This window comes from Acidovorax sp. Root217, assembly GCF_001428645.1.
Classification (GTDB): domain Bacteria; phylum Pseudomonadota; class Gammaproteobacteria; order Burkholderiales; family Burkholderiaceae_C; genus Acidovorax.
On record NZ_LMIH01000028.1, the window covers coordinates 118,238 to 143,076 of the forward strand.

Here is a 24,839-nt window from a genome sequence, read left to right on the forward strand (position 1 = left end):
TGCCGCAGCAGCGTGCGAACGTCGCTGGCGGGCACATGGCCCTCGACCAGGTAGCCGCCGATCAGCGCGGTGTGGCACGAGCCGAGCTTTTGCGGCAGGCCCAGGCGGGCGCGTACGGCGTTGTTGCCGGTGTCGTGAACCTTCACGCTGAAGCCGTTGGCCTGCATGTGGTCCACCCAGTCCTGGCAGCAGCCGCAGTTCGGATCTTTCCAGACTTCCACTGGCGTGGGTGGCGCAGCATTCACAGCAAAGGGCAGGGCGCCTGCGGCCAGCAGGGGCAGGGTGGTGGCCAGCCAGGCGCGGCGGGTGCTGGGGGTGGTTGGTACGTTTGTCATGGGATGGGCTTTCTTGTCGGTAGTCAGCCCTTGCGGGGCAGCACATTGATGGTGCCGACCATGCCGGCCTGGTAGTGGCCGGGGATCAGGCAGGCAAAGTCGAAGCGGCCCGCACGGTTGAACTGCCAGACGATCTGGCCGCGCTTGCCGGCGGCGACGTGGGCCATGTAGGGCTCGTCGTGTTCCATGCCGGGGTGTTTGGCCATCATCTCGGCATGCTGGGCCAGGGTTGTCTGGCTGCCGAGCACGATCTCGTGCAGCAGATGGCCCTGGTTGTGCACCACCAGGCGTACGGTCTCGCCTTCGCGCACCTCGATGTGGGCGGGCGCAAAGCGCATGTCGTCGCCCATGCGCAGGGTGATGGTGCGCTGCACGGCCTTGGCACTGCCGGCAATGCCCCAGTCCTGCTGCTCGGCGGGCAGGGCGGCCTTGGGCACTGGCGCGTGGGGCGCATTGCCGTGGGCCCAGGCGGCGCCGGTGCCGGCCAGCAGGGCGGCGGTGGTGACGAGGTGCAGGGCCAGGCGGTTCAATGGTCGGATGGTGTTCATGGTGTGTCCTTGGGTGGGGTCAATGCTGGTGGGGGCCGCCGGTCGCAGCGGGCTTGCGTGCGCTGGCGGCCCCGGGCGCGGTGCCCGGTGGGGTGGTGCGCGGCGGGGCGGGCGTGGCAGCGGGCGTGCCCTGCCATTCATAGGCCTGGGTGCCGGGCGGCTGGGCGTAGTGGCCGGGGTCGCGGTAGTCGCCCGCGGCCTGGTTGGCACGCACCTTGAGGGTGGTGAACATGCCGCCCATCTCCAGAGGGCCGTAGGGGCCGGTACCGGTCATCATGGGGAAGGTGTTGTCGGGCAGCGGCATCTCCATGGCGCCCATGTCGGCCATGCCGCGCTCGCCCATCACCATGTAGTCGGGCACGATCTTCTGGATCTTGCCGACCAGGCCCTTGTGGTCCACGCCGATCATGGTGGGCACGTCGTGCCCCATGGCGCCCATGGTGTGGTGGCTCTTGTGGCAGTGAAAGGCCCAGTCCCCGGGCTCGTCGGCGATGAACTCCACCTGGCGCATCTGGCCCACGGCCACGTCGGTGGTCACCTCGGGCCAGCGCGCGCCCTTGGGCACGGGGCCGCCGTCGGTGCCGGTCACCTCGAACTCGTGGCCGTGGATGTGGATGGGGTGGTTGGTCATGGTGAGATTGCCCACGCGGATGCGCACGCGCTCGCCCTGGCGCGCCACCAGCGGGCTGATGGCCGGGAAGACCCGGCTGTTCCAGCACCAGATGTTGTGGTCCAGCATGGTGTTGACCTTGGGCGTGCGCGCGCCGGGCTCCACGTCGAAGGCGTTGAGCAAAAAGGCGTAGTCGCGCTGCACCGTGGCGATGTGCGGGTGCGCGGCCTTGGGGTGGGTGATCCACAGACCCATCATGCCCATGGCCATCTGCACCATCTCGTCGGCGTGCGGGTGGTACATGAAGGTGCCGGGGCGCCGTGCCACGAACTCGTAGACGAAGGTCTTGCCCGGCTGGATGGCCGGCTGGTTCAACCCGGCGATGCCGTCCATGCCATTGGGCAGGCGCTGCCCGTGCCAGTGCACGGAGGTGTGCTCGGGCAGGCGGTTGGTGACGAAGATGCGCACGCGGTCGCCCTCGACCACCTCGATGGTGGGGCCGGGGCTTTGCCCGTTGTAGCCCCACATGTTGACCACAAAGCCCGGCGCGACCTCGCGCACCACGGGCTCGGCCACCAGGTGGAACTCCTTGACCCCGGCGTTCATGCGCCAGGGCGCGGTCCAGCCGTTCAGGGTGACCACGGGGTTGTAGGGCCTGCCGGTGGGCGGGTGCAGCGGCGGCGCGGTGTCGGCGCTGGCCTGCAGGGCGGGCTCGGGCAGCGCAGCCAGGGCCACGCGGCTGACGGCGGCGGTGGCCACGGCCGTGGCGGCGCCTGCCGTGAAGAAATGGCGTCTTTGCATGTCAGTGGCCTTGTGGGGTGGATGCGGCGGTGGCGCCGGAGGCGAGGCCCTGCAGGGCGCCCGGTGAGGTGCCCGTGAGGGCCAGTTGCAGATCGGTCTCGGCCAGCCAGAAGTCGCGCTGCGCCTCGATGGCGCCGGCCACCGATTGCGTGCTGGCGCGCGCCTCGGCCAGCAGCTCCCACACGCTGGCGAGCATGCCGTTGTAGCGCAGCGTGGTTTCGCCCGCGATGAGCTGGCGCAGCGGCACCACCTCATCGCGCTGCTGGCGTGCCAGGTCAAGCGCCGTGCGGTAGGTGAGCCAGGCGCTGCGCACCTCGCTGCGGGCGCGCACGGCGGTGTCCTGCAGCGTGGCGGCGCTCTGCTCCACGCGCGCCTGGGCACGGGTGCGCGCGGCGCCGCCCCAGTCGAACAGGGGCAGCGGCACATCCAGCTCCCAGCCGCGCGTGGTCTCGCGGTGGCTGCTCTCGCGCTCGGTCGTGGTGTTGCGGCTGTAGGCCAGGCCCAGGTCGCCGAACACGGCGCCGGCGCGGGCCCAGCCCTGCTGGCGTGCCTCGGTGTCGAGCTGGCGGCGCGCGGCCTGCACGTCCAGGCGCTCGCGCAGCGCGGTGGCCTCGATCCCATCGGCAGGCAGCGCCGTGGCGGGCAGGGACGGCAACTGTTCGGCGAGGGTGTAGCCCGTCTGCGCCCCCCACAGGCCCATGCTGCGGCTGAGCTGCTCGCGCGCGGTGGCGGCAGCCAGGCGGGCGCGGGCACGCTGGGCATTCGCTTCCTGCAGCACGGCCTGCTCGCGCGCATGCTGCAGGCGGCTGAAGTTACCCACGCGGGCCATGCGCCGGGCCAGTTCGGCACCGGCCTCGGCGGCCTCCACCATGCGCTCGTGCGTGGCGGCCACCTGCTCGGCCGCCACGGCGCGCAGCCAGGCGCGGCGCGTGTCGGCGGCCAGGGCCACCACCTCCTGCGCGGCCTGCAGCGTGGCCACCTGCATGCGCTCGGCCTGGCGCTCCATGCGCCAGGGCAAGGTGACCAGGTCCAGCAGGCTGAAGGCCAGCGTGCGCTCGATCTCGCGCTCATGGCTGTTGGCCAGCCGCGCGATCGAGAACTGCGGGTTGGGCAGGGTGATGGCCTGCACGCGCTCGGCGTCGGCCACGCCCAGCGCGGCCAAGCGGGCCTGCAGGCCGGGGTTGTGCAGCAGGGCGATGCGCACGGCCGCGTCCTGCGTGAGCGGCTGGGCCAGCCAGCTGTCGATGGCCTGGCGTGCCTTGTCGCGCGCGGCCGGGTTGGCAGCGGGCAGGGCGGCATCGGCGATGCCGGTGCGGCCCTGGGCAAGGGCCTGCACGTCGCCGCGCAGGCCATCGGGCGACACGCTGGCGCAGCCGGTGAGCCAGGCGGCCAGGGCCAGGGCAGACCAGCGCGGGAGCGTGCGTGCGGTCGCGCTCATGGCTGGTGGCCCTGGTGGTGGGCCGCCGGGGCCGCGCCCCGGCCGGCCTCCCAGCGCACGATGTCGGCGTGGCCCCGCGGGAAGGCTGCCACGGCCCGGTGGGCCACACGCCAGTCGGCCAAGGGGGCATCAACGCCGGGCTGCGGCTGCATGGGGGTGTAGGCCAGCGGAGCGTGGGGGGCCTGGGGCACTGCCGCCGGGGCCGCGTCGGCCACGGCAGGTGGCTGCGCCCCTGCCATAGCGGGCAGCAACAAGGCCAGCCAGCCCAAAGGGCGCAGCAGGGGCCAGCGAAGAACGGGTAAGAGGTCGCGCATGGTGCGGTCTCCAGAAGAAAACGGGAAGGGAACGGCGCCGTGGCCTGCGGTGTGCGCGCGGTATCGGGATACCGGGGCTGTCTGAGCGTGCAGGGGCGGGCGGGCTCGGGGCGGGGGCAGTTCAGGCAGGGGGGCGAAGTGCAAGCCCATGCGCCAGGGCACCGGCGCGCAAGGGGCGCCGCTGTGGTGGGCAGTGGTTTGCCAGGCGCTCCCGAATGGGCCTGAACAGGCCCCGGGGGGGCAGCCTCAGGCTATGGGCGGCTTGATGGCCAGCGCGGCGGTGGCGCTGTCAAACGGGGTGGCGGCCGCAGGGGCGGCGCCGGCAAGCAGCGGCAGGGGCGCAGCCGGCATGGCCGGTGGCTCCATCAGGGCCGTGTGGCAGATCTCGCAGGCCGTGCAGTTGGCGTGCTGGCTGTGCGTGGCGCAGCCAGTGCTGGTGGGCGCGCTGCCGTCGCAGGCCAGCGCACCCGCATCGGTGCCGCCATGCCCGCCACCATGCGTGCTGCCATGGTCTGCGGTGTGGGCTGCATCGGTTGCGGATGCGTGGCCGTGCTGGCCATGGTGGTCTGCAACCGCAGCCGGCGCTATCGCCGCCGGCCCATGCTGCATGGGCAGCATCCCTGCGGCCATGGCGGTGCCCACCAGGCCCCGAAAGACCAGCACCACCATCAGCAGATAGAACAGGGGGCCGCGACGCATAGGACAATGATAAGACCTTTGGCTGAGGAGTTCCGCAGGCGCCCGCTTGTCGCATGGTTTACCCGCAAGCTCGCCGCGCACACCCCGCCAGCGGTTACGATGTATCCAGATGTTTTTGTGGCCGCCGCTGGCTGGCCGCCTGCCCATCCTTCCTCTTTCGCGAAAGGCCCCATGCGTGCTTTGCCGCCGTTGGCTACGGGCTCCCTGTCCGCCAGGATACGGCTGCTGATCCTGGTGGCCACGCTGCCCGCCCTGGTGCTGGTGGCCTACCAGGCAAAGGCCAACCGCGAGGAGTCGGTGGCCGCGGCGCGCGAAAATGCGTTGCTGATCACCCGCACCCTGGCCTACAGCCAGCAGAGCCTGATCGACACCACGCGCACCTTTTTGCAGCAACTGGCCACGACCCGCCGGGCGCAGCAGCTCGATGCCCCCGATTGCTCGCACTACCTGGCGGAGGTGCTGGCGCTCAACGCCACCTATATCAACATCGGCCTGCCCCGCGCCGATGGCGATCTGCGCTGCAGCGCCGTGCCGCCCAGGGCGCCGGTGAACCTGACCGACCAGCCGTACTTCCTGCGGGCCATCGTGGCGCGCGAGTTTTCGGTAGGCAGCTTCCAGGTGGACGCGGCGGTCGGCCTGGCCAGCGTGAGCTTTGCGCAGCCGCTGATCGACCCCGAGACCCGCGCCGTGTTGGGCGCTGCGGTGGCCGTGGTGTCGCTCGACTGGTGGAGCCGCCGCCTGCACGAACTGGGCCTGCCCCAGGGGGCCGTGGCCCGCGTGCTCGGCCCCGATGGCCGGGTGATCGCGCGCTTTCCGCCCGATGCGCAGGAGCTGGGCACCCAGCCCGACCTGCCCCAGCCGGGCGCTGGCGCACAGGCCCTGCGGGGCGGTGCCAGCCTGCTGGAGGCCGAAAACGGTGCCCGCTTCATCGAGGTGGCGCGGCCCCTGCTCGAATCCCAGGGCCGGCCGGTGGCCAGCATGCGCCTGTCGGTGCCGCTCGATGCGTTGTATGCCCAGGTCGCGCGTCAGATGTGGCGCGACATCGGCTTTTTGCTGCTGGGCTTGCTGGCATCGTTCGTGCTGGCGCACGAAGGCGTGCGCCGCGGCGTGGGCAAGCCGTTGGCACGGCTGCTGCGGGCCACCGACCAGCTCGCCCAGGGCCAGCAGGTGGCGGCGGTGCCCGAGACGGGCTTTCGCGAACTGGCCCAACTGGCGCAGCGCTTCAACCACATGGCCCAGGCCCGCCAGCAGGCCGAGGGCGAGCTGCGCCAGAGCGAGGAAAACCTGGCCATCACCCTGGACTCCATCGGCGACGCAGTGGTGGCCACCGACGCCGCGGGGCAGGTGGTGCGCATGAACGGCGTGGCCGAGCAGATGACCGGCTGGCCCCTGCGCGAGGCGCGGGGGCGGCCGCTGGCGGACGTGTTTCGCATCGTCAATGCGCGCACCCGCGAGCCATCGAAGGACCCGGTGCAACTGGTCATGGGCAGCGGCCAGGTGGTGGAGCTGTCCAACCACACCACGCTGATCGCCCGGGGCGGCACCGAGTACCAGATCGCCGACAGCGCGGCCCCGATCCGCAATGCCGCAGGCGAGATCACCGGGGTGGTGCTGGTGTTCAGCGACGTCACCGAATCGTACAGCGTGCGACGCCAGCTGGAAGACAACGAGGCGCGGTTTCGCACGCTCACCATGCTGTCCTCGGACTGGTACTGGGAGCAGGACGCGCAACTGCGCTTCGTGACCCTGGAGGGCGAGGCCGCCAGGCGCACGCTGCCGGGCCCCCAGTGGCATGTGGGCAAGACCCGCCACGAGGTGGCTACCGACGACGGCGGCGGGGTCGCTGCGTCGGATGGCATTGCGGTGGACTGGGAGCAGCACGAACTGACCCTGCGCGAGCACCGCGAGTTCCGCGATTTCGAGTACCCCCGCCGCTCCACGGGCGGTGCGGTGGAGTGGGTCTCGGTGAGCGGCACACCGATGTTCGATGCGGACGGCAATTTCCTGGGCTACCGGGGCATCGGCAACAACATCACCGAGCGCAAGAATGCCGAGCGAGAGTTGCGCATTGCCGCCATCGCCTTCGAGTCGCAAGAGGGAATGCTGGTCACCGATGCCGACACCGTGATCCTGCGCACCAACCGCGCCTTTACCAAGATCACCGGCTACGACAGTGCCGATGCCGTGGGCCGGCGCGCCAGCTTTCTCGCGTCGGGTCAGCACGACGAGGCCTTTTTTGCCGGCCTGCGCCGGACCCTGGACAGCGTGGGCGAGTGGAGCGGCGAGATCTGGAACCGCTGCAAGGACGGGCAGGTGAACCTGCACCAGATGGGCATCACGGCGGTCAAGGACGCCCAGGGGCGGCTCACGCACTACGTGGCCTCGCTGAGCGACATCACGCAGAAGGCGGCCGCCGCCAAGGAGATCGAGCACCTGGCCTTCTACGACCCGCTCACCCTGCTGCCCAACCGGCGCCTGATGATGGACCGGCTGCAGCAGGCCTTTGCCAGCAGCGCCCGCTCGGGCCAGTACGGTGCGCTGCTGTGCCTGGACCTGGACCACTTCAAGAACCTCAACGACACCCTGGGCCACGACATGGGCGACGTGCTGCTGCAGCAGGTGGCCCAGCGCCTCAAAGCCTGCGTGCGCGAGGGCGACACCGTGGCGCGCCTGGGCGGCGACGAGTTCCTTCTGCTGCTCAAGGGCATGAGCAGCGAGCCCACCGAGGCGGCGGAGCACACCCAGACGGTGGGCACCAAGGTGCTCGCCGCGCTGAACCAGCCCTACCAGCTGGCCCTGCACCACGTGCACAGCACGCCCAGCATCGGCGCCGTGCTGTTCAGCGGGCAGAGCCAGTCGGTGGACGAACTCATGAAGCGTGCCGACCTGGCCATGTACGCCGCCAAGACGGCAGGGCGCAACGCCGTGCGCTTTTTCGACCCGCGCATGCAGGCCGCAGTCACCGCCCGCGCCGCGATGGAGAACGACCTGCGCGCTGCCCTGGCCGAAGAGCAGTTCCGCCTGTACTACCAGGTGCAGGTGGGGCAGGGCGAGCGGGCCATCGGTGCCGAGGTGCTGATCCGCTGGCAGCACCCCGAGCGCGGCCTGGTCATGCCCGGCGAGTTCATTCCCGTGGCCGAAGAGACCGGGCAGATCCTGACCATCGGCCTGTGGGTGCTGCGCACCGCCTGCCTGCAGCTGCGCCGGTGGCAGGACGACCCCGCCCGCAGCCACCTGCAGCTGGCCGTGAACGTGAGCGCGCGCCAGTTCCGCCAGGGCGATTTCGTCGATCAGGTGTTTGCCGTGCTCAGCGAAACCGGCGCCCGCGCCGACCGCCTCAAGCTGGAGCTGACCGAGAGCATGGCGCTGGACAACGTGCAGCACACCATTGCCCGCATGAACGCGCTGCGGGCGCTGGGCGTGGGCTTCTCGATGGACGACTTCGGCACCGGGCAGTCCTCGCTGTCTTACCTCACGCGGCTGCCGCTCGACCAGCTCAAGATCGACCAGAGCTTCGTGCGCAACATCGGCATCCAGCAGACCGACGCGCTCATCGTGCAGACCATCATCGGCATGGCGCAGAGCCTGGGCATCGACGTCATCGCCGAGGGCGTGGAGACCACGGCCCAGCGCGAGTTCCTGGCGCAGCACGGCTGCAACCTGTGGCAGGGTTATCTGTTCAGCCGGCCGGTGCCGCTGGAGAACTTCGAGCAGTTGATGGCGCAGCGGTATGCCGGGAGTGCGTAACAGTCCCGGCCCTTTAAGCAGTCAGTACGCCCCACCCACGCCCGCAGCCGCTTGGCAGCGTCGCCCTTTTGGGGGCGGTACGAGGCGCTCAGGGGGTATTCACGCTGCTGGCGGATACGGCGGCACATGCCCGCCTTGCGCCAGCGCGCTGGCCACGGCAAACATCAGCTCCAGGTTGATCTGCTCGGGGTCACGCGGCACCACATCGTAGTGGCACAGGGTGCCCAGCAGCGTGCCGCCGGAGTCCATGACCGGTACGCCGCAGTAGGTGGGGACCGCCTCGCGGGCAGGGTGGCCTTCGGTGCGCGGGTCCAGCAGGGCGTGGGCGGTCTTGAACACGCCCTTGCTGTCGCGCACATAGCAGCAGTAGGTGGCGGTTTCTGCCACGGCCTGCGCGCGCAGGGTGTCCGGGTTTTCCTTGTCGAAATGCACGGCCGCATCGGCCTTGCCATCCTGAAAGCGCCAGATGCCGATGAAACGGTAGTCCGTGAGGCCTGCCAGGTAGGCCAGGGCATCGCGCACGCCGCTGGTGGCCAGAACGGCCTGGAACTGCTCGAAATCACGGACGGTGTGGGCTGGCGCCATGGGCACTCCAATGCGGGGACCGTGCATTGTAGGCAGGTGGGAAAACATCCTGTTTCATTTGTGCCCTCGGGCTTTGCAGGGCTTTGAATGCAGCGCTTGTTCTGACACAGGTGTGCCCGGTGGGGCATGGCACGGAAAATGCTGATACTCTGAAGGCCTTACGCACCCCGACACCCATGCACCAACCCCAGCCTGCAGTCTCCCACCCGCCCAGGCCCGCCAACAAGGGCGGTGCGTGCATCGGCCGCGCGCCCTTGCCGTGACGATTTCGCTCAAGTCCCACTTCCAGCCGATCTTCAGCCTGGCCCATCGCCGCGTGGTCGGCTACGAGGCCCTGCTCCGGGGTACCACGCCCAACGGCACGCCCGTGCCGCCGCCCGAACTCTTCGCCCGCTGCCAGTCGGTCGAAGAGCAGACCGCGCTCGATGTGGCCGCCTGCGAGCTGCACGCCAGCAGCTTTGCGCGCTTTCCCAGGCAGGCGCACTGGCTGTTTTTGAACGTGGATGCCTCCATCTTCTCCAGCGGCAACGCCATGTCTGCCTCGCAGCGCCTGCTGCAGGTCTGCCGCCAGTCGGGCCTGGCGCCCCACCAGATCGTCGTCGAGATTCTGGAGACCGCGATCGATGACCACGTCGATCTCGAAGCGCAGGTGCGGGAGCTCAAGGCCCAGGGCTTTCTGCTGGCGCTGGACGACTTCGGCGCCGGCCACTCCAACTTCGACCGGGTGTTCACCCTGGCGCCCACGCTCGTCAAGCTCGACCGCAGCGTGGTCGTCAAGGCGGCGCAGAGCCAGACCGTGCGGCGCGTGACCACCCAGATGGTCTCGCTGCTGCACGAGTGCGGCGCGCTGGTCCTCATGGAAGGCATAGAGCGGCGTGAGGAAGCCGTCATCGCGCTCGACTCCGACACCGACTTCGTGCAGGGCTACTTCTTCGGCCGGCCCGCCGCGCAATTGCTGCCGCCTGACCATACCTGCGCAGAGATCGAAGAAACCTGGGCCCTGTGCGGCGACCGCTGGCACGATCAGCGCCGCGAGTACCGCGACCGCCTGCAGCCCTATGTACAGACCATGGTGCACGCCTGCGCCGGCATGCAGGCCGGCGCCTCCCTGGCCGAGGCCTGCGCCGCCTTTCTCGGGCTGCCCAATGCCGATGTCTGCTACCTGCTGGACGCCAGCGGCCACCAGGTGGGTACCAACCTGTTCTCCGGGGGGCATGGGCCGGTGCTGGCCGAGCGCGACGCCTTCGCCCCGCTGCGCGACACCACGGGCGCCCGCTGGTCGCGCCGGCCCTACTTTCGCCGCGCCCTGGGCGACGTCGGCGTGGTACAGGTCACGCGCCCCTACCGCACCATGCAGAGCCTGAGCATGTGCATCACCCTGTCCGTGGGCTTCGAGCGTGACGGCCAGCGCCTGATCATCTGCGGCGACATGGAGTGGACGCCCCTGGACGTGCGGCCGGATTTTTCGGATACGGTGTCCTGACCCCCAGCGGGGCTACCGCCGCTGTCACCACCCATTTTGGCGCTGGCCTTCGGCCCGTCTTCAAGGTACAAGCTCCAGTCCATCCGTTTGCACTGGAGACCTATGCGACTTCGCAACGCCCTGGCCATGCTGGCCCTGATCCTTCTCACCGCACTGCAGTCCGTTCATGCGCAAAAGACCAGCCCTTACGAATACGACGAGATGCGCGACAGGATCAAGCGCTTCGGCACGGGCAATGCACCGATATATGTGTGGGTCCTTACGGGGTTCGATGCGCTCACCATGCCGGCAGACCGCCGGGCGGTGGAGCTGCAGGCGCGCATCCAGCAGGTGGTGACCGAATTGGGCAGCGAGGTGCTGCCGGGCGGGCGCAGGGTCAACCCGCTGGGCGGCGTCATCTTGTGGGTGACCGAGCCGGGCCTGGAGATACTGCAGGCTAGCAGTACCGCGCGCAGGGTGGCCATTGGCCGTGAGTGGTGGTACGACACCTTCCTGTCCAGGGAAAACGGCCTGGACGAGATCGAGCGCCGCCTGCGCCAGAGCGCCAACGGCAAGGTGGATGTGGAAATCACCGTCGATGTGCCCGGTACCGAGTTTGACATCGACCGCCACACCGGCGAAGCCAGCCAACTGATCCAGACCCCGGAGCAACAGCGCACAGCCGTGCAGTCCGCACTGGCCTTGCTGACCGTGCTGGGCGTGCCCATGTACCCCCCGCCCGCCACCACGGCGAGCGGCGCCATCACCGTGCTGGACATTTCGGGGGTGGAGCGCAATGGCACCATGCTGCTGCGGGCCAACGAACAAGGGCTGGCAGAACTGGCCGGGGAGCAGCGGGGCATCATCGCCATGAGGCCCGTGGGCTACCTGCCCATGCGCCCTGCCAACATCAGCGCGCAGCCCTACGGCAACCCACAGGGTGCGGGGCAGACACGCGTGTCTCTTTCGCTCAAACGCGCCTACATGACCAGCACCCCTGCCAGTGTGGCGCCGTACCGCAGGTCCAACCAACGCCTTTTGGACAGCGTGCTCGATCCCTACACCGTCATCGGAACACCGCAGTGGGGCTCGGATTTCAGCTATATCCAAGCGGTGCTGTCCGATGCCGACGTGGAGCGCCTGCTGCGCAGCGGCGACCAGCGCCTGCAGGCCATCAGCATTGAAAAGCCCACCAATCGGACCGGACCAGCGCCCTGAGCGCATGCCTGCATGCGCAGGTTTCGAGCCCGTGTCGGCGTGAAGGTGCTCACGTCCCCATGTACCGCCCCGGCCGGTGGTTCATGGCCAGCACCAGGTTCAGCGCCACCGCGCCCGCAATCGACCACAGCACGCGCAGCGGCTCCACCGTGAACAGCGCCAGCATCACAATGCAGCAATCCACCGCCATCTGGACCTTGCCCGCGCGCCAGCCATAGCGGTCCTGCAGGTACAGCGCGGCAATCCCCACGCCGCCCAGGCTGCAGCGGTGCCTGAAGAGCACCAAAAACCCCGTGCCCGTGATGGTGCCGCCCGCAATCGCGGCATACAGCGGCTGCAGCTGCGCGAACTGCAGCAGCTGCGACTGCAGCTCGGTCAGTGCCGACAGCAGCAGCACCGCGATGAAGGTCTTCACCGTGAACGCCCGCCCCAGCTTGCGCAGCGCCAGCCAGTAGAACGGCAGGTTGATCACAAAGAACAGCTTGCCAAAGCCGATGCCCGTGGCGTAGTGCGCTAGAAACGCCAACCCCGCCGTACCGCCCGTGAGCAGCCCGGCACTGGTGAAGAAGGCCACGCCGACCGAGATCAGCAGCACGCCGGTGAAGATGGCGACGGCGTCTTCGGTGGGGCTGTGGGGGGCGGGTGGGGTGGCTGTGGGCAGGGCCGGAGCGGGCGCTGGCGGCGGCATGGCGGGAGCGGCAGGGCTGGTCATGGCGAATGCAAGGGGTAGCTGGGCGGGGAATGGATTGGACCATGTAAGGCCCTATCCACCTTGCCTTGCGTCAATGTCGGATTCGGAGGCCCAGAGGCGTTAGAGCCCCACATGCGCAGAAACGCCACGCTGACTTTCGTAGAGCCTCGCTTTAGTCGACTTCTCTTCCCAACCATTGAAAGCCGTTTTCCGACTCAACAAGCCGTTTTAGACTGGAGAATGAATTTCTATCATCCCGCAGCAGTCCTAATTCTTTGGCCCGTATCGTCACCGCCATACGGGATGTTTGATAGATTTGCATGAGAACGCCAGTTATTGCTAAGTAATTTTGAACATTGCAGTCCTGGGTATCGACGTAGAGGGCCCCGAAACCTTTGTTATGCAGCTCCAAGAGTCTTAGTCCCCTCATGAAATGTTCGACAAAACTTTTCCGCGGCATTAGCAGGCATGCGGCAAAATAATTGGCTTGGTACTCCATGCGAAAAATATCTGATTCTTCTTTTATGAGTGATTTTGGAGGATTGAAATCTTTTTCTTCTGTATACTCTCTACGCATGACTCGCCCATGCCCCAATAGTAGATGGGCGAGCTCGTGGGCGAAAGTAAATCGCTCGCGTCCAATATTTCTATCGGGGTAAATGAAAATTTCGATTGTAAGAGGTTTGAATTCTATTCTTCCCAAGGGCGCCCCAGAGCCGACTGGTGATTCTATCTCTGTATGCTTTAACTGCAAACCAGTCATTGCAGGATGTTTACAGATGAGTTCCTGTAAATCAACACATCCTTGCTCGTATTTTATATATTCAAGGACTCTTGCTGCCTGCAGTTCGAGGTCATTCTTGCTTTGAAATGGAACTAGGCTAGGTTGCTGCTTAATCGGGGGCCAAAAATCTTCTGAAAAGCCTTCTAGGTTAAAGTCTTCGCACAAATCTTCGAAAAATACTGCGATGGAATTTGTAGGTCTTTTTGCTGTCTGTAAATGAAAATCAAAAATGCTGCTTCCTTGGCTTTCTTGACTTAGTGCGGAAATAATATTAAAACTGTTGCTTGAGTATTTCTCTTGAAAGCTGTATGAGCTTGAGCGATCAAGTTGCCATTTGAGGGTTTGAGGGTCGTAGTATCTGGCAACTCCCATGCCTTTTGATTTTGCAAAGGCCAATCCACCTGTTTGGATAGAGTTTGAGGATATTAATATTGCCTTTGAGTTGGCGGCTCCAACTTGTTGAACTTTTGTGAAAAATTCTTCCACATCGCTAACAGGTACCGGATGACCGTAGTTTTTGCATTCAATAAGAAAAAGGACGATGTAATTGCTTGACCCGGGAAGATAGGCCTCAATAGAGACATCAAAAATTATCTCTGTCTCTCTATCTCTTGAATAGTATCCTTTTTTTTGAAAAATCTTACAGAATTTCATTCCCCCAAAGAAATCTCCAATTTCTATGAGGTTGTGAAAATATTCAAATATAGAATTTTCTAGTGCATTGCCTTTGGTCGTCGAATTCATAGCGCGTAGCTTATCGCAATGCGCTTAAAAAAGCTCGGCCTTGCGAGTGAACTATGGTCCCTGCCAAAGTGGCCATCTCACTAGCTCTTAGCGCTTTGGCCCACCACCCCCGCAATATGCTCCACAAACAAGCGCACCGCCTCCGCCGTGTTGTCCTTCGCCCAGACCACCCCCACCGGCCCGAAGCGGATCGTGCGGTCCAGCGGCAGGATGCGCATGTTGCCCAGCGCCACCTGGTATTCGGCCATGGCCTCGGAGCACACGCCGATGTAGTCGCCCTGGTGTACCAGGGCCTGCAGGGTGGTGATGGCGGCGGTTTCCACCTTGGGCAGCAGCCAGGTGGCGCCGGCGTCGAGCAGGGCCGCATCGAGCTGTGAGCGGGTGAGCGTGCCCTTGGGCGGCATGATCCAGTTATCGTGGACCAGGTCGATCAGGCGGATGGGGGCCTTGGCGTCCCAATGGCGGCTGGCGCGGCCCACCACCAGGCAGACGTTGTCGTCGAACAGCTCGCGGTGTTCCAGCCCATCCTTGTAGGCGCGTGAGTCCAGGGAGCACACGGCTACGTCCAACTGTTTGTTGTCGATGCCTTCAAGCAACTGGGTCAGCGGGCTTTCGGACACGGTGACCGAGATGTAGGGGTACAGGGCCTGGAACTCCACCAGCGCCTGCGGTATGCCGCGCGCCACGCCGGCCCATACGCTGCCGATGTGCAGGCGCGCGGTGCGCCCCTCAGCCAGCGCGCCCAGCTCGGCCTGGGTGCGCGAGATGTCGCCCAGCACGCTGATGGCCAGGCGCTTCATGATGAAGCCGGCTGGCGTGAGCTGGATGCGCCGCCCGCGCGTGACCAGTTGCGTGCCCACCAGTTCCTCCAGGTCGGCCAGCCAGTGCGACATGGCCGACTGCGTCATGTGCATGCGGGCGGCGGCCTCGGTCAGGGTGCCGGCCTCGTCCAGCACCATGAAGGATTCCAGATGCTTCACCTTGAGCCGACGGGCCCATGCCACTTGGTCGTACGTCGTCATGAGTGAATACTAATGGATCCATCGCGCGAATTCACTGGTCCACGGGGCGCCCGCGCCGAATAATTGCCGGCATGCCTGCAGCGCTTTCTTTCATGCTGCTGCCAGCTTCAAGCCGCCCACCTCCCGGAGATCTGCCGATATGAAGAAACCTTTCTGCTTTGCTGCTGCCGCCAAGGCCGTGGCGCTCGCCCTGTCGCTGGCCGCTCTGCCTGCCGCCCAGGCGCAGGACGCAGCCAACTACCCCAGCCGCCCGATCCGCCTGGTCGTCTCGCAGCAGGCGGGTGGCAGCTCTGACACCGTGGCGCGCCTGTGGGCCGAGCATGCGGGCAAGGCCATCAATGCCACCATCACGGTGGAGAACAAGCCCGGCGCGGGCGGCATCATTGCTGCGCAGCAGGTGCTGGGCCAGCCGGCCGATGGCTACACGCTGATGTTCGGCGGCGTCTCGCAGATGGTGCTCAACAAGTTCGTCTACAAGCCGCTGCCGTACGATCCAGAGAAGGACTTCGTTGGAGTCGGGATGCTGAGTACGGTGCCCTTCATCCTGGTGGCCAACCCGGCCACGGGTTTCAAGTCGCTCGATGACCTGGTGAAGTACGCCAAGGCCAACCCCGACAAGCTCAACTTCTCGTCCTCGGGCCTGGGCAATTCGACCCAGCTGGCGGTGGAGCTGCTGCAGAAGAAGCTCGGTATCAGCATGGTGCACGTGCCCTTCAAGGGCGAGCCCGATGGGCTGATGGCCACCATCGGCGGCCAGACGCAGGTGATGGCGCCGGTGGGCGGCTCGGCGCTGCCGCACATCAAGAACGGCAAGATCGTGCCGCTGGTGGTGCTGGCCCCCTCGCGCCTGCCCGAGCTGCCCGACGTGCCGGCCGCCAACGAGCTGGGCGTGAAGGACTTCGACACCATGGGCTGGAGCGGCATCGTCGCCAAGGCCGGCACGCCCGCCGCCATCATCGCCAAGCTGCACGAGGGCACGCGCGCCTTTCACGCCAGCGCCGAGGTGCAGGCCAAGCTCAAGGGCATGAACGCCATCTCGATGGCCGGCCCTGCCAGCCAGTTGATGGACGTGGCGCGCCGCGACACCAAGGCCTGGGGCCCGACGCTCGAAGCCCTGAACCTCAATCCCAAGTAAATCCGGTCTGTCTCCGCGGCGGTCGCCCTGCGTGGCGGCCGCTGCGCAGCCGCTGTCGTCTCCCTCATTCTTTTCCGAGTCTCCTGATGAAAAAAAAAGCAATGGTGTCCTGCCCGCAGCCCGAGGCGGCGGAGTCCGGCATCGAGATCCTGCGCGCGGGTGGTAACGCGGTGGACGCTGCCGTGGCCATCGCGCTGTCGCAGACCGTGGTGGACCCGCTGATGTGCGGCATCGCGGGCTTTGGCACGGCGGCGGTGTTCCTGCCGGACAAGGCGGGTAAGGAGGCGCATGAGTACTTCGACTTCCATGCGCCCGCGCCGCTGGCCGCGCGCGAGGACATGTGGGCGGATCTGCTCGAAGGCGAAACCAAGGACGGCTTCGGCTTCATCCTCAAGGGCCGTGTCAACGACATCGGCGCGCAGTCCATCGGCACGCCGGCAACGCTCAAGGGCCTTGCGGCCATGCACAGCGCGCACGGCCGCCTGCCGTGGAAGGAGGTGGTGGCCCCGGCCATCGCCTGGGCGCGCGATGGCTACTTCGTGCGCCCCGGCATGCACTCCTTCTGGATCGACCAGACCCTGGCCGGCCGCGCCAGCAACATGGACCGCCTGCACTACAGCGACGAAGGCCGCGCCCTGTACTGCCGCCCCGACGGCAGCGCCAAGCCCATCGGCACGCCCATCGTGAACGGGAACTTCGCCCAGGTGCTGGCCCAGGTGGCCGAAGAGGGCATCGCCCCGTTCTACGAAGGCGAGTTGGCCCGGCGCATGGTGGAGCATGTGCAGACGCTGGGCGGCCTGCTGAGCATGGACGACCTGAAGCGCTACGAAGTGCGCCGCACTGCACCGCTGGTGGGCCGCTACCGCGACCGCGTGGTGACTACCAACCAGCCACCGGGCGGCGGCGCCATGCTGCTGCAGATGCTGACCATCCTCGAGGAATTCGCCCTGGGGGATACCGAACACAACAGCCCCGAGTACCTGCGCATCCTGAGCGAGGTGATGAAGAGGGCCACCACCGACAAGGACCGCCACATCGGTGACCCGGCCTTCGTCGAGGTGCCGCTGGAGCAATTGCTGTCGAAGGAGAATGCAGCCCGCGTGGCCGCCGACATCCGCGCCGGCAAGCGCCACAGCGTGGAGCGCGTGAACCTGGGCGCGCCCGTGCCCAAGGACACCACCCAGGTCAGCGTGGTTGACGGCGAGGGCGGCTGCGTCTCGATGACGCATTCGCTGGCCATGCCCTCGGGCGTGATCACGCCGGGCATGGGCTTCTTCTACAACGGCTGCATGGGCGTTTTCGACCCGCGGCCTGGCCGGGCCGGCAGCATCCAGCCGGGCAAGAGCCGCTTCACCTCGTCGTGCCCGAGCATCGTCTTCAAGGACGGCAAGCCCGAGATCGTGCTCGGCGCTCCCGGCGGCACGCAGATCGCCATGGGCGTGCTGCAGGTGCTGCTCAACCTCATCGACCACGGCATGGGCATGCAGGAGGCCGTATCTGCCCCGCGCTTCTCGTCCACCAGCAATTCCATCGACGTGTGCAACCGCATCCCGCGCTACGTGGCGCGCGAGCTGCAGGCCCAGGGCTACGAGGTGCTGCGCAACCCGTACAACTACACCATCGGCTGGGTGCACGGTGTGCAGATCGGGGTCGACGGTGCGTTGCATGGCGGGGCCGATCCGGGGCGTGATGGGGTGGTCTACAGCACCGCAGTGGCCGCCTGAAAAGCCCGCTGATGACTCCCGGCCTGGCCGCAGGGCAGGGGGCCGCTACCCAGGCCTGCCCAGTGCCAGAAACTCCCGCAGGCTGCCCACGCCCAGCTTGGCGAAAATGCGCTCCTTGTAGGTGACGATGGTTGCTGGCGACAGGTCCATCGTGCGGCCTATTTCCTTGGCGGTGCATCCGTCCATCAGCAACTCTGCAGTGGACCGTTCGCGCGGGGACAGTGTGCTCCAGGCATCGTGCCCCGCCACCGCTTCTTCCTCATCCTCGGGAAACGCCAGTTCGTCGTGCCGGCAGGCCAGGCCCATGAGCGTGCTGCCGTACTGGCCGAGCAGCGTGGAGGCCCGCCCCATGTTGAGCGGCACCCGCGAAAAATAGAAGTTCAGGTAGCAGCTGCGGTCGTCCCACTGGCCCAGCAGCGAGATCTTGCCGGTGAACCCCGGCTCGTCGAACAGCACCCGCCGGTACTCCGTGTCCCCGATGCTCGTGGGCGACATGCGCAACAGGCGCAGGTCAGGCCCTTGGCCAGTGGCCTCCGGGGCATTGTTGCGCACCAACGGGTAGTTCGGGTCGCGCTGGTACAGGTGCTTGACGTAGATGTCGGTGGTGGAGTCGATCAGGCGCTGGTCGCAGACGCTGGACGCTGCTGCATGGCGGATGCGGCCCTGGTGGTCGTAGCTCAGGTGGCTGAAATGGTCGGCGCCGAGCACCGAATGGATGCCTTGCAGCAGGCGGGCGTGAAAGCCGGGCCTGCCGATGTCCGCCACGCAATGCCCCAGCCAGGCGTCGCGCGTCGACAGCGCGGGGATGCAATCCATGTATTTTTGTCTCCTGTGCGCTTTGCTTGCGTGGGGGTACGCAGGCGCGCTTTCCTGAAATGATGCCACAGACCCTGGGCGCACGCATGTCCCCTTGCGAGGGGACAGACAGGGGACACGATGCTTTCCAGAATGGCAGCTCAGTCAACGCCGAGATGCCATGCACGTCCTGCCCCGCTACCCCTACCGCCGCCCGCCCGAACTGGACGGGCTCCCTCAAGATTCCCGTCCCGCCGTGGTCATCGGCGGTGGGCTGACCGGCCTGGCGCTGGCGCTCGACCTGGCGCGCCGCGGGGTCCCCGTGCTGGTGCTGGACGATGACGACACCGTCGGCGTGCGCGGCCTTGCATCGCGGGGCATGTGCTGGGCACAGCGCACGCTGGACATTTTCGAGCGCCTGGGTGTGGCCGGGCGCATCACCGCCAAGGGCGTCGCCTGGAACGTGGCGCGCGTGCTTGCCAAGGACCAGCCGGTAACGTCCTACACCTTGCAGGACCAGCCCGACCTGCGCCACAACGGTTTTGCCAACCTGCAGCAGTACTACGTGGAGCAGTACCTGGTGGAAGCCTTGCAGGCCGAGCCGCTGGCCGAAGTGCGCTGGCTGAACAAGGTCGAGCACATCGCACAGCACCCGGGCGGAGTGCGCCTTACCGTGGGCACCCCCGATGGGCCCTATGAACTGGACGCGCAGTGGGCCGTGGCCTGCGACGGGGCCTCCAGCCCCTGCCGTGCCGCGCTGGGCCTGGAGCCCGTGGTGCATGACCGCACCGAAGACCGCTGGATCATCATCGACATCACGGCGCCTGGCTGCGGCTGGGCCCAGGAGCGCTGGACCTGGCTGGACGCATCGGCCAACGGCGGGCGCGCGGTCTGGCGCCACAAAATGGCCGACGATACCTGGCGGCTCGATTTCCAGCTGCGCGAGGACGAAGACGCGGTGCAGGCCGCCACGCCCGAGGCCATGCGCCGCCGCGTGCACACCCTGTTCGGCGAGGCTCTGGAGTTCGAGATCGCCTGGTCCGGCGTGTGGGCTTACCGGCACGAGTGCCTGGAAGACCTGCGCAGCGGCCGCGTGCTGTTTGCCGGCGATGCCGCGCACCTGGTCGCTCCGTTCGGCGCGCGGGGCGGCAATGGCGGCGTGCAGGACGCCGACAACCTGGCCTGGAAACTGGCCTTGGTGCTGAACCATGGCGCCGACGAGGCGCTGCTGCATACCTACTCCACCGAGCGCAAGCAGGGTGCGCTCGAAAACATCCGGCAGGCACGGCGGTCTTCGCGCTTCGTGCACCCGCAAGGCCATGCCTCGGCCCGGCTCTGGCGCGAAGCCATCATCGCCATGGCGCCGGACTGTGCCTGGGCGGCGCGGTGCATCAACACCGGCAGGCTCTCCAACCCCTGCCGCTACGCCGATTCGCCGCTGCTCGCAGGCGGCGCAGGGGAGGGCGCCGCACTGCCCGACGTGCGGCTCGCAGAGACGACCAGCCTGCACCATCTGCTCGGCCCCTGGTTCACGCTGCTGGTGTTTGGTGACCGCCTACCGCCCGCTCTGACCGCCGTGAACCACCCGCTGCTGACTGTGGCCTTCCTCGCCCCGGCCTGCGATGCCCTGGCCCGAGCAGCGTTGCAGCGCCAGCTCGGGGTGGGGGCGGACAGCGGCGAGTGCTGGCTCATCCGCCCCGACCAGCATGTGGCCACGCGCCTGGCCCACCAATTCCCCACACAGGTGCCGGCCATGCTGGCCCGTGCCCTCGGATCTGCCCCCACCGCTTCGCCACTGGCCACAGCCCATGACATGCACGCAACCACAGCTTGACGACGTACTGGAGTCCCTGATCGCGCTGACCGACGCTGCCACCCCCGCCGTGCAGAGCGACCTGCTCGCCCGCCTGGTGCTGGCGCTCGCGGCCGAAGTGGACGACGCCACGCGGCTGCAGGCCGCCATCGCCAGCGTGGCCCGCTCCGCTGGCCGCAGCCTGCAACCAGCACTGCCCTGAATCCCCCCCCTTGAATTGAAAGAAAGCATGAGCCATTCCACCGCATTCGCTTCGCAGGCCGACCTGGCCGAGAAGACCACCAGCTTCACCCAGCTGTCCGCCAACGCCTGGGCCTACACCGCCGAGGGCGACCCCAACTCCGGCGTGATCATCGGCGACGAAAGCGTGATGGTCATCGACGCCACCGCCACCCCGGTGATGGCAGCCGCCCTGGTGCGCCGCATCCGCGAGGTGACCGACCTGCCCATCCGCCACGTCGTGCTCACCCACTACCATGCGGTGCGCGTGCTCGGCGCTGCGGGCTTCGTGCCCGAGGGTGCGGTCAACGTCATCGCCAGCCGGGCGACGCGCGAGCTGATCGTGGAGCGTGGGGCAGAGGACATGGCCTCGGAGATCGGCCGCTTCCCGCGGCTGTTCCAGGCCCAGGAGAGCATTCCCGGCCTGACCTGGCCAACCATCGTGTTCGACAAGGAGCTGACCATGCACCTGGGCAGCCTGGAAGTGCGCCTGCTGCACCTGGGCGCCGGCCACACCAGCGGCGACTCCATCGTCTGGATTCCGTCGCAGGGCATCGTGTTCTCAGGCGACCTGGTGGAGTTCAACGCCGGTGTCTACACCGGCGACGCGCACCTGGCGGCCTGGCCCGCGACGCTCGACCGCCTGGCTGCATTGAAGCCCGAGCAGCTCGTGCCCGGCCGCGGGCCGGCGCTGCGCACGGCGGCCGACAGCCTGGGCGCCATCGAGTACACGCGCGGCTGGGTGCAGACCCTGCTGCACTGCGCGCGCGACGGCGTGGCCGCCGGCCACACGCTGCAGCAGGTGTATGCCGACACGCGGCGCGTGATGGACCCCGTGTTCGGCCAGGTGTTCATCTACGAGCACTGCATTCCCTTCGACGTGTCGCGCGCTTATGACGAAGCCCAGGGCATCGCCAACCCAAGGATCTGGACGGACGTGCGCGACCGCGAGATGTGGGCCGCCATCCAACCCTGAACCGAACGACACCTCCGACCGACATTCCCATGAAACTTGCCACCCTTCGAAACCACCGGCGCGACGGACAGCTCGTCGTCGTCAGCCGCGACCTGCAGCGCATGCGTGCCTTGCCTGAATGCCCTACCTTGCAGGAGGCGCTCGACCAGTGGGACCGCATGCGGCCCGCACTGCAACGGGTCGCCGACGAACTGGAGGCCCGCCAGGGGCCCTTCGAAGCCTTCCACCCCGAGGCCTGCGCGGCGCCGCTGCCGCGCGCCTACCAGTGGCTCGATGCATCGGCCTACCTGAACCATGTGGAGCTGGTGCGGCGCGCGCGCGGCGCCGACACGCCCGATGAACTGCGCCGCGACCCGCTGATGTACCAGGGCGGGTCCGACGACTTCCTGGGCGCGCACGACCCCATCGAAGCCGCCGACGAGGCCTTTGGCATCGATCTCGAGGCCGAAGTGGTGGTGATCACCGGTGACGTGCCGCTGGGCTGCAGCGCAGAAGCTGCGCTCGGCGCGGTGCGCCTGGTCGGCCTGGCCAACGATGTCACGCTGCGCCACCTGGTCCCGCCCGAGATCGCCAAGGGCTTCGGCTTCCTGCAGTCCAAGCCGGCCACGGCCCTGTCCCCGGTGTTGGCCACGCCCGATGAGCTGGGCCCGCACTGGCGCGGCGGCAAGCTGCACCTGCCGCTGGTGTCCACGCTCAACGGCGGGCGCCTGGGCGCGCCCAATGCCGGCGTCGACATGGACTTCGACTTCGGCCGTTTGATAGCCCATGCCGCGCGCACGCGCCGGCTGGTGGCGGGCACCATCGTGGGCAGTGGCACGGTGTCCAACCGCGACCCCGCTGCGGGCGTGAGCTGCCTGGCCGAGCGCCGGGTGCGCGAGCAATTGGGCGGTGCCTCCACGCTCACCCCCTTTCTGCGCCACGGCGACCGCGTGCGCATCGAGGTGCGCGACCCGGACGGCCACAGCGTGTTCGGCGCCATTGCGCAGACCGTGCGCATTGGCGGGGTGCCTGCGTGAGCGCACCGGCGCAGCTGCGCCTGCACACCTACTTTCGCAGTTCTGCAGCCTTTCGGGTGCGTATCGCGCTGGAGCTCAAGGGCCTGGCCTGGGAGCCCGTGGCCTGGCAACTGGCGGCCGGCGAGCACTGCGGCGAGGCCTACCGCGAGATCGCGAGCTTTGGCTTGGTGCCGCTGCTCGAGATCGATGGGCTGCGGCTGCAGCAATCGCAGCCCATCATCGAATACCTTGAGGCGCGGTTCCCGGCCGTGCCGCTGCTGCCTGCCGATGAGCCTGGCAAGGCCCGCGCCCGCGCACTGGCCCAGCTCGTGGCCTGCGAAATCCACCCGCTGAACAACCTGCGCGTGCTGCAGTACCTGCGTGGCCCGTTGGGCCTGCCCGAAGCCGAGGTCAACACCTGGTACCGCCACTGGTGTGCCGAAGGCCTGGCGCGCATGGAGGCCGAGCTGCAGAGCGTGCCCACGGTCGGTGACTACGCGCTGGGCACCTCGCCATTGATCGTCGACTGCTTTCTGGTGCCGCAGCTGTTCAATGCGCGGCGCTTCGAGACCGACCTGAGTCCCTACGGGCGCGTGCGGCACATCGAAGCGGCCTGCATGGAGCTGCCCGCCTTCCAGCGCGCCCAACCCGCCAGCCAGGCGGATGCACGCTGAACACAACCACCCACGGAGACCATGATGAAAACCATCCCCACACCCGCAATGCGTGCACGACGGGCCCTTCTGGCGGCTGCCGGCCTGCTGCCCCTGTCCCGGCTGGCGCGCGCCAGCGGCGCCGACAACCGGCCGATTGAGTGGGTGGTGGGCTATGCCGCTGGCGGAGGCTCTGACGTGGTGGCCCGGCTGATCGCCGAACCCATGGGCAAGACGCTGGAGCAGGCCATCGTCATCGTCAACAAGCCCGGCGCCGCAACCAACATCGCGGCCGACTACGTGGCGCGCTCGCGAGAGCGGGGGCGCACGCTGTTCAGCGGTGACTTCGCGACCCTGGCCGCCAACCCTGCGCTCTTCGAAAAGCTCAGCTACGACGCCGCCCGGGACTTGGCTCCGGTCGGCATGATCGCGCGTTTTCCCTTGATCCTCGTGGTGGCGCCCAGCGTGCCTGCCAGCAACTTCAAGGAATTCCTCGCCTGGGCCAAGCCCCGCCCTCAGGGCGTGACCTACGCCTCCCCAGGTGCCGGCACGGCCCACCACCTGGCGACCGAGCTGCTGCGCGAGCGCACGGGCCTGAACCTGGTGCATGTGCCTTACCGCGGCGCAGCGCCTGCGGTGCAGGACCTGCTGGGCAACCAGGTCGATTGCATGCTGATCGACTCGGCCAGCGGGCTGCCGCACATCGCGGGCGGCAAGCTGCGGGCGCTGGGCGTCACCACCGGCGTGCGCACGCGCGTGCTGCCCGAGCTGCAGACCCTGGCGGAGCAGGGCCTTGCCGGGTTCGATGCCTATTCGTGGCAGGGCCTCACCGTGCCCACGGCCACCGCACCGGAAGACGTGAAGCGTTTCAATGCAGCCCTGGTCGCGGCACTCCAGTCCGAGGCCGTGCAGGGCAAGCTGCTGGCCATGGGCGTGGAGCCCACGCCGGGCACCCCGCAGCAGATGGCCGCCTATGTGGGCACCGAGCGCGAGCGCTGGGGCAAGCTGATCCGCGAGCGCGGCATCAAGGTCGATTGAGGTGCCTGTGACCACCACCACGATCCCATACGACGACCTCGTCGAGTCCGTTGCTGCTGCGCTGCAGTACATCTCCTACTACCACCCCAGCGACTACATCGCCCACCTGGCGCGCGCCTACGAGCGCGAACAGAGCGCTGCGGCCAAGGACGCCATCGCCCAGATCCTGACCAACAGCAAGATGAGCGCCACCGGCCAGCGCCCCATCTGCCAGGACACCGGCATCGTCAACGTGTTTTTGAAGGTGGGCATGGACGTGCGCTGGGAAGGCTTCCCCGGCGGCCTGGAAGACGCCATCAACGAAGGCGTGCGCCGCGGCTACAACCACCCCGACAACACCCTGCGCGCCAGCGTGGTGGCCGACCCCGAGTTCGACCGCAAGAACACCAAGGACAACACACCTGCGGTGATCTTCGCGCAGATCGTGCCGGGCGCCAGTCTGGACATCACCGTCGCGGCCAAGGGTGGCGGCAGCGAGAACAAGAGCAAGATG

The 24,839-nt window shown here is 67.4% G+C and carries 23 protein-coding genes; 12 read left to right on the forward strand and 11 right to left on the reverse strand.

What is annotated here, in order from left to right:
- The 6 genes from ASE31_RS24590 to ASE31_RS24615 all read right to left on the reverse strand — a co-directional run.
- Positions 1 to 335, reverse strand: a 335-nt coding sequence (locus tag ASE31_RS24590; RefSeq protein WP_369819494.1) for a DUF411 domain-containing protein, incomplete at its 3' end; no start/stop codon positions are given.
- A gap of 23 nt (positions 336 to 358) precedes the next feature.
- A complete protein-coding gene (locus ASE31_RS24595) occupies positions 359 to 883 on the reverse strand; it encodes a plastocyanin/azurin family copper-binding protein (protein ID WP_200961165.1) in 525 nt (174 codons plus the stop codon).
- A 19-nt stretch (positions 884 to 902) separates the two neighbouring features.
- The gene (locus tag ASE31_RS24600; protein WP_057204590.1) at positions 903 to 2,294 is read right to left on the reverse strand and encodes a multicopper oxidase family protein; all 1,392 of its coding nucleotides are present in this window, start codon (positions 2,292 to 2,294) and stop codon (positions 903 to 905) included.
- Position 2,295: 1 nt separating this feature from the next.
- On the reverse strand, positions 2,296 to 3,732 hold the full coding sequence (locus ASE31_RS24605) for a TolC family protein (protein ID WP_057204592.1): 1,437 nt from the start codon (positions 3,730 to 3,732) through the stop codon (positions 2,296 to 2,298).
- Complete coding sequence (locus ASE31_RS24610) at positions 3,729 to 4,046, reverse strand: hypothetical protein (protein ID WP_157412648.1); 318 nt, start codon at positions 4,044 to 4,046, stop codon at positions 3,729 to 3,731. The genes ASE31_RS24605 and ASE31_RS24610 overlap by 4 nt, the downstream gene beginning before the upstream one ends.
- Positions 4,047 to 4,292: 246 nt before the next feature.
- Positions 4,293 to 4,745, reverse strand: a complete 453-nt coding sequence (locus tag ASE31_RS24615; RefSeq protein ID WP_057204594.1) for a hypothetical protein — start codon at positions 4,743 to 4,745, stop codon at positions 4,293 to 4,295.
- A gap of 171 nt (positions 4,746 to 4,916) precedes the next feature.
- On the opposite strand from ASE31_RS24615, the gene ASE31_RS24620 reads away from it, so the two are divergent.
- Positions 4,917 to 8,492: an EAL domain-containing protein gene (locus ASE31_RS24620; protein WP_057204596.1), complete on the forward strand. Its 3,576-nt coding sequence runs from the start codon at positions 4,917 to 4,919 to the stop codon at positions 8,490 to 8,492.
- Positions 8,493 to 8,591: 99 nt separating this feature from the next.
- On the opposite strand, the gene ASE31_RS24625 is transcribed toward ASE31_RS24620, so the two are convergent.
- Complete coding sequence (locus ASE31_RS24625) at positions 8,592 to 9,077, reverse strand: GAF domain-containing protein (RefSeq protein WP_057204598.1); 486 nt, start codon at positions 9,075 to 9,077, stop codon at positions 8,592 to 8,594.
- A gap of 259 nt (positions 9,078 to 9,336) precedes the next feature.
- Here ASE31_RS24625 and ASE31_RS24630 point away from each other — a divergent pair, with 259 nt between their 5' ends.
- Together ASE31_RS24630 and ASE31_RS24635 are read left to right on the forward strand one after the other, a co-directional pair.
- Positions 9,337 to 10,560, forward strand: coding sequence for an EAL domain-containing protein (locus tag ASE31_RS24630; RefSeq protein WP_057204601.1), 1,224 nt, complete (start codon positions 9,337 to 9,339; stop codon positions 10,558 to 10,560).
- Positions 10,561 to 10,662: 102 nt separating this feature from the next.
- Positions 10,663 to 11,757, forward strand: a complete 1,095-nt coding sequence (locus ASE31_RS24635; protein ID WP_057204603.1) for a hypothetical protein — start codon at positions 10,663 to 10,665, stop codon at positions 11,755 to 11,757.
- A gap of 49 nt (positions 11,758 to 11,806) precedes the next feature.
- On the opposite strand, the gene ASE31_RS24640 is transcribed toward ASE31_RS24635, so the two are convergent.
- The 3 genes from ASE31_RS24640 to ASE31_RS24645 all read right to left on the reverse strand — a co-directional run bounded on the left by ASE31_RS24640 (position 11,807) and on the right by ASE31_RS24645 (position 14,998).
- Complete coding sequence (locus ASE31_RS24640) at positions 11,807 to 12,469, reverse strand: YitT family protein (RefSeq protein WP_369819493.1); 663 nt, start codon at positions 12,467 to 12,469, stop codon at positions 11,807 to 11,809.
- A gap of 151 nt (positions 12,470 to 12,620) precedes the next feature.
- Positions 12,621 to 13,976 carry an ImmA/IrrE family metallo-endopeptidase gene (locus tag ASE31_RS31245; RefSeq protein ID WP_082604353.1) on the reverse strand — a complete coding sequence of 452 codons (1,356 nt, stop codon included), beginning with the start codon at positions 13,974 to 13,976 and terminating at the stop codon, positions 12,621 to 12,623.
- Positions 13,977 to 14,056: 80 nt separating this feature from the next.
- Entirely contained in the window at positions 14,057 to 14,998 is a 942-nt protein-coding gene (locus ASE31_RS24645) for a LysR family transcriptional regulator (RefSeq protein ID WP_057204605.1), read from the reverse strand.
- Positions 14,999 to 15,137: 139 nt separating this feature from the next.
- Between ASE31_RS24645 and ASE31_RS24650 the strand changes: the two genes are divergently transcribed.
- A complete protein-coding gene (locus ASE31_RS24650) occupies positions 15,138 to 16,133 on the forward strand; it encodes a tripartite tricarboxylate transporter substrate binding protein (RefSeq protein ID WP_057204607.1) in 996 nt (331 codons plus the stop codon).
- A gap of 86 nt (positions 16,134 to 16,219) precedes the next feature.
- Positions 16,220 to 17,857, forward strand: a complete 1,638-nt coding sequence (gene ggt, locus ASE31_RS24655; RefSeq protein WP_057204610.1) for a gamma-glutamyltransferase — start codon at positions 16,220 to 16,222, stop codon at positions 17,855 to 17,857.
- Between the two features lie 45 nt (positions 17,858 to 17,902).
- On the opposite strand, the gene ASE31_RS24660 is transcribed toward ggt, so the two are convergent.
- Positions 17,903 to 18,673 carry a helix-turn-helix transcriptional regulator gene (locus ASE31_RS24660; RefSeq protein WP_057204612.1) on the reverse strand — a complete coding sequence of 257 codons (771 nt, stop codon included), beginning with the start codon at positions 18,671 to 18,673 and terminating at the stop codon, positions 17,903 to 17,905.
- A gap of 160 nt (positions 18,674 to 18,833) precedes the next feature.
- On the opposite strand from ASE31_RS24660, the gene ASE31_RS24665 reads away from it, so the two are divergent.
- The 7 genes from ASE31_RS24665 to ASE31_RS24695 form a co-directional block, all read left to right on the forward strand.
- Positions 18,834 to 20,486, forward strand: a complete 1,653-nt coding sequence (locus ASE31_RS24665; protein WP_057204614.1) for an FAD-dependent oxidoreductase — start codon at positions 18,834 to 18,836, stop codon at positions 20,484 to 20,486.
- Entirely contained in the window at positions 20,461 to 20,667 is a 207-nt protein-coding gene (locus ASE31_RS24670) for a DUF2783 domain-containing protein (protein WP_057204616.1), read from the forward strand. Before ASE31_RS24665 ends, ASE31_RS24670 begins: the two co-directional genes overlap by 26 nt.
- Positions 20,668 to 20,694: 27 nt before the next feature.
- Positions 20,695 to 21,660, forward strand: coding sequence for an MBL fold metallo-hydrolase (locus ASE31_RS24675; protein WP_057204618.1), 966 nt, complete (start codon positions 20,695 to 20,697; stop codon positions 21,658 to 21,660).
- Positions 21,661 to 21,689: 29 nt separating this feature from the next.
- A complete protein-coding gene (locus tag ASE31_RS24680; protein WP_057204620.1) occupies positions 21,690 to 22,676 on the forward strand; it encodes a fumarylacetoacetate hydrolase family protein in 987 nt (328 codons plus the stop codon).
- Entirely contained in the window at positions 22,673 to 23,329 is a 657-nt protein-coding gene (gene maiA / locus ASE31_RS24685) for a maleylacetoacetate isomerase (protein ID WP_057204622.1), read from the forward strand. Before ASE31_RS24680 ends, maiA begins: the two co-directional genes overlap by 4 nt.
- A gap of 24 nt (positions 23,330 to 23,353) precedes the next feature.
- The gene (locus ASE31_RS24690) at positions 23,354 to 24,346 is read left to right on the forward strand and encodes a tripartite tricarboxylate transporter substrate binding protein (RefSeq protein ID WP_082604358.1); all 993 of its coding nucleotides are present in this window, start codon (positions 23,354 to 23,356) and stop codon (positions 24,344 to 24,346) included.
- Between the two features lie 7 nt (positions 24,347 to 24,353).
- A partial coding sequence (locus ASE31_RS24695) for a fumarate hydratase (protein ID WP_162261436.1) occupies positions 24,354 to 24,839 on the forward strand: 486 nt, incomplete at its 3' end.

Coding starts and splice junctions, on each gene's coding strand:
- ASE31_RS24620 (WP_057204596.1), top strand. CDS start 4,917: ATGCGTGCTTTGCCGCCGTTGGCTACGGGCTCCCTGTCCGCCAGGATA.
- ASE31_RS24660 (WP_057204612.1), bottom strand. CDS start 18,673: ATGGATTGCATCCCCGCGCTGTCGACGCGCGACGCCTGGCTGGGGCAT.
- ASE31_RS24640 (WP_369819493.1), bottom strand. CDS start 12,469: ATGACCAGCCCTGCCGCTCCCGCCATGCCGCCGCCAGCGCCCGCTCCG.
- ASE31_RS24625 (WP_057204598.1), bottom strand. CDS start 9,077: ATGGCGCCAGCCCACACCGTCCGTGATTTCGAGCAGTTCCAGGCCGTT.
- ggt (WP_057204610.1), top strand. CDS start 16,220: ATGAAAAAAAAAGCAATGGTGTCCTGCCCGCAGCCCGAGGCGGCGGAG.
- ASE31_RS24690 (WP_082604358.1), top strand. CDS start 23,354: ATGAAAACCATCCCCACACCCGCAATGCGTGCACGACGGGCCCTTCTG.
- ASE31_RS24680 (WP_057204620.1), top strand. CDS start 21,690: ATGAAACTTGCCACCCTTCGAAACCACCGGCGCGACGGACAGCTCGTC.
- ASE31_RS24650 (WP_057204607.1), top strand. CDS start 15,138: ATGAAGAAACCTTTCTGCTTTGCTGCTGCCGCCAAGGCCGTGGCGCTC.
- ASE31_RS24610 (WP_157412648.1), bottom strand. CDS start 4,046: ATGCGCGACCTCTTACCCGTTCTTCGCTGGCCCCTGCTGCGCCCTTTG.
- ASE31_RS24670 (WP_057204616.1), top strand. CDS start 20,461: ATGACATGCACGCAACCACAGCTTGACGACGTACTGGAGTCCCTGATC.
- ASE31_RS24595 (WP_200961165.1), bottom strand. CDS start 883: ATGAACACCATCCGACCATTGAACCGCCTGGCCCTGCACCTCGTCACC.
- ASE31_RS24665 (WP_057204614.1), top strand. CDS start 18,834: ATGCACGTCCTGCCCCGCTACCCCTACCGCCGCCCGCCCGAACTGGAC.
- ASE31_RS24675 (WP_057204618.1), top strand. CDS start 20,695: ATGAGCCATTCCACCGCATTCGCTTCGCAGGCCGACCTGGCCGAGAAG.
- ASE31_RS24600 (WP_057204590.1), bottom strand. CDS start 2,294: ATGCAAAGACGCCATTTCTTCACGGCAGGCGCCGCCACGGCCGTGGCC.
- ASE31_RS24645 (WP_057204605.1), bottom strand. CDS start 14,998: ATGACGACGTACGACCAAGTGGCATGGGCCCGTCGGCTCAAGGTGAAG.
- ASE31_RS24615 (WP_057204594.1), bottom strand. CDS start 4,745: ATGCGTCGCGGCCCCCTGTTCTATCTGCTGATGGTGGTGCTGGTCTTT.
- ASE31_RS24605 (WP_057204592.1), bottom strand. CDS start 3,732: ATGAGCGCGACCGCACGCACGCTCCCGCGCTGGTCTGCCCTGGCCCTG.
- ASE31_RS24635 (WP_057204603.1), top strand. CDS start 10,663: ATGCGACTTCGCAACGCCCTGGCCATGCTGGCCCTGATCCTTCTCACC.
- ASE31_RS31245 (WP_082604353.1), bottom strand. CDS start 13,976: ATGAATTCGACGACCAAAGGCAATGCACTAGAAAATTCTATATTTGAA.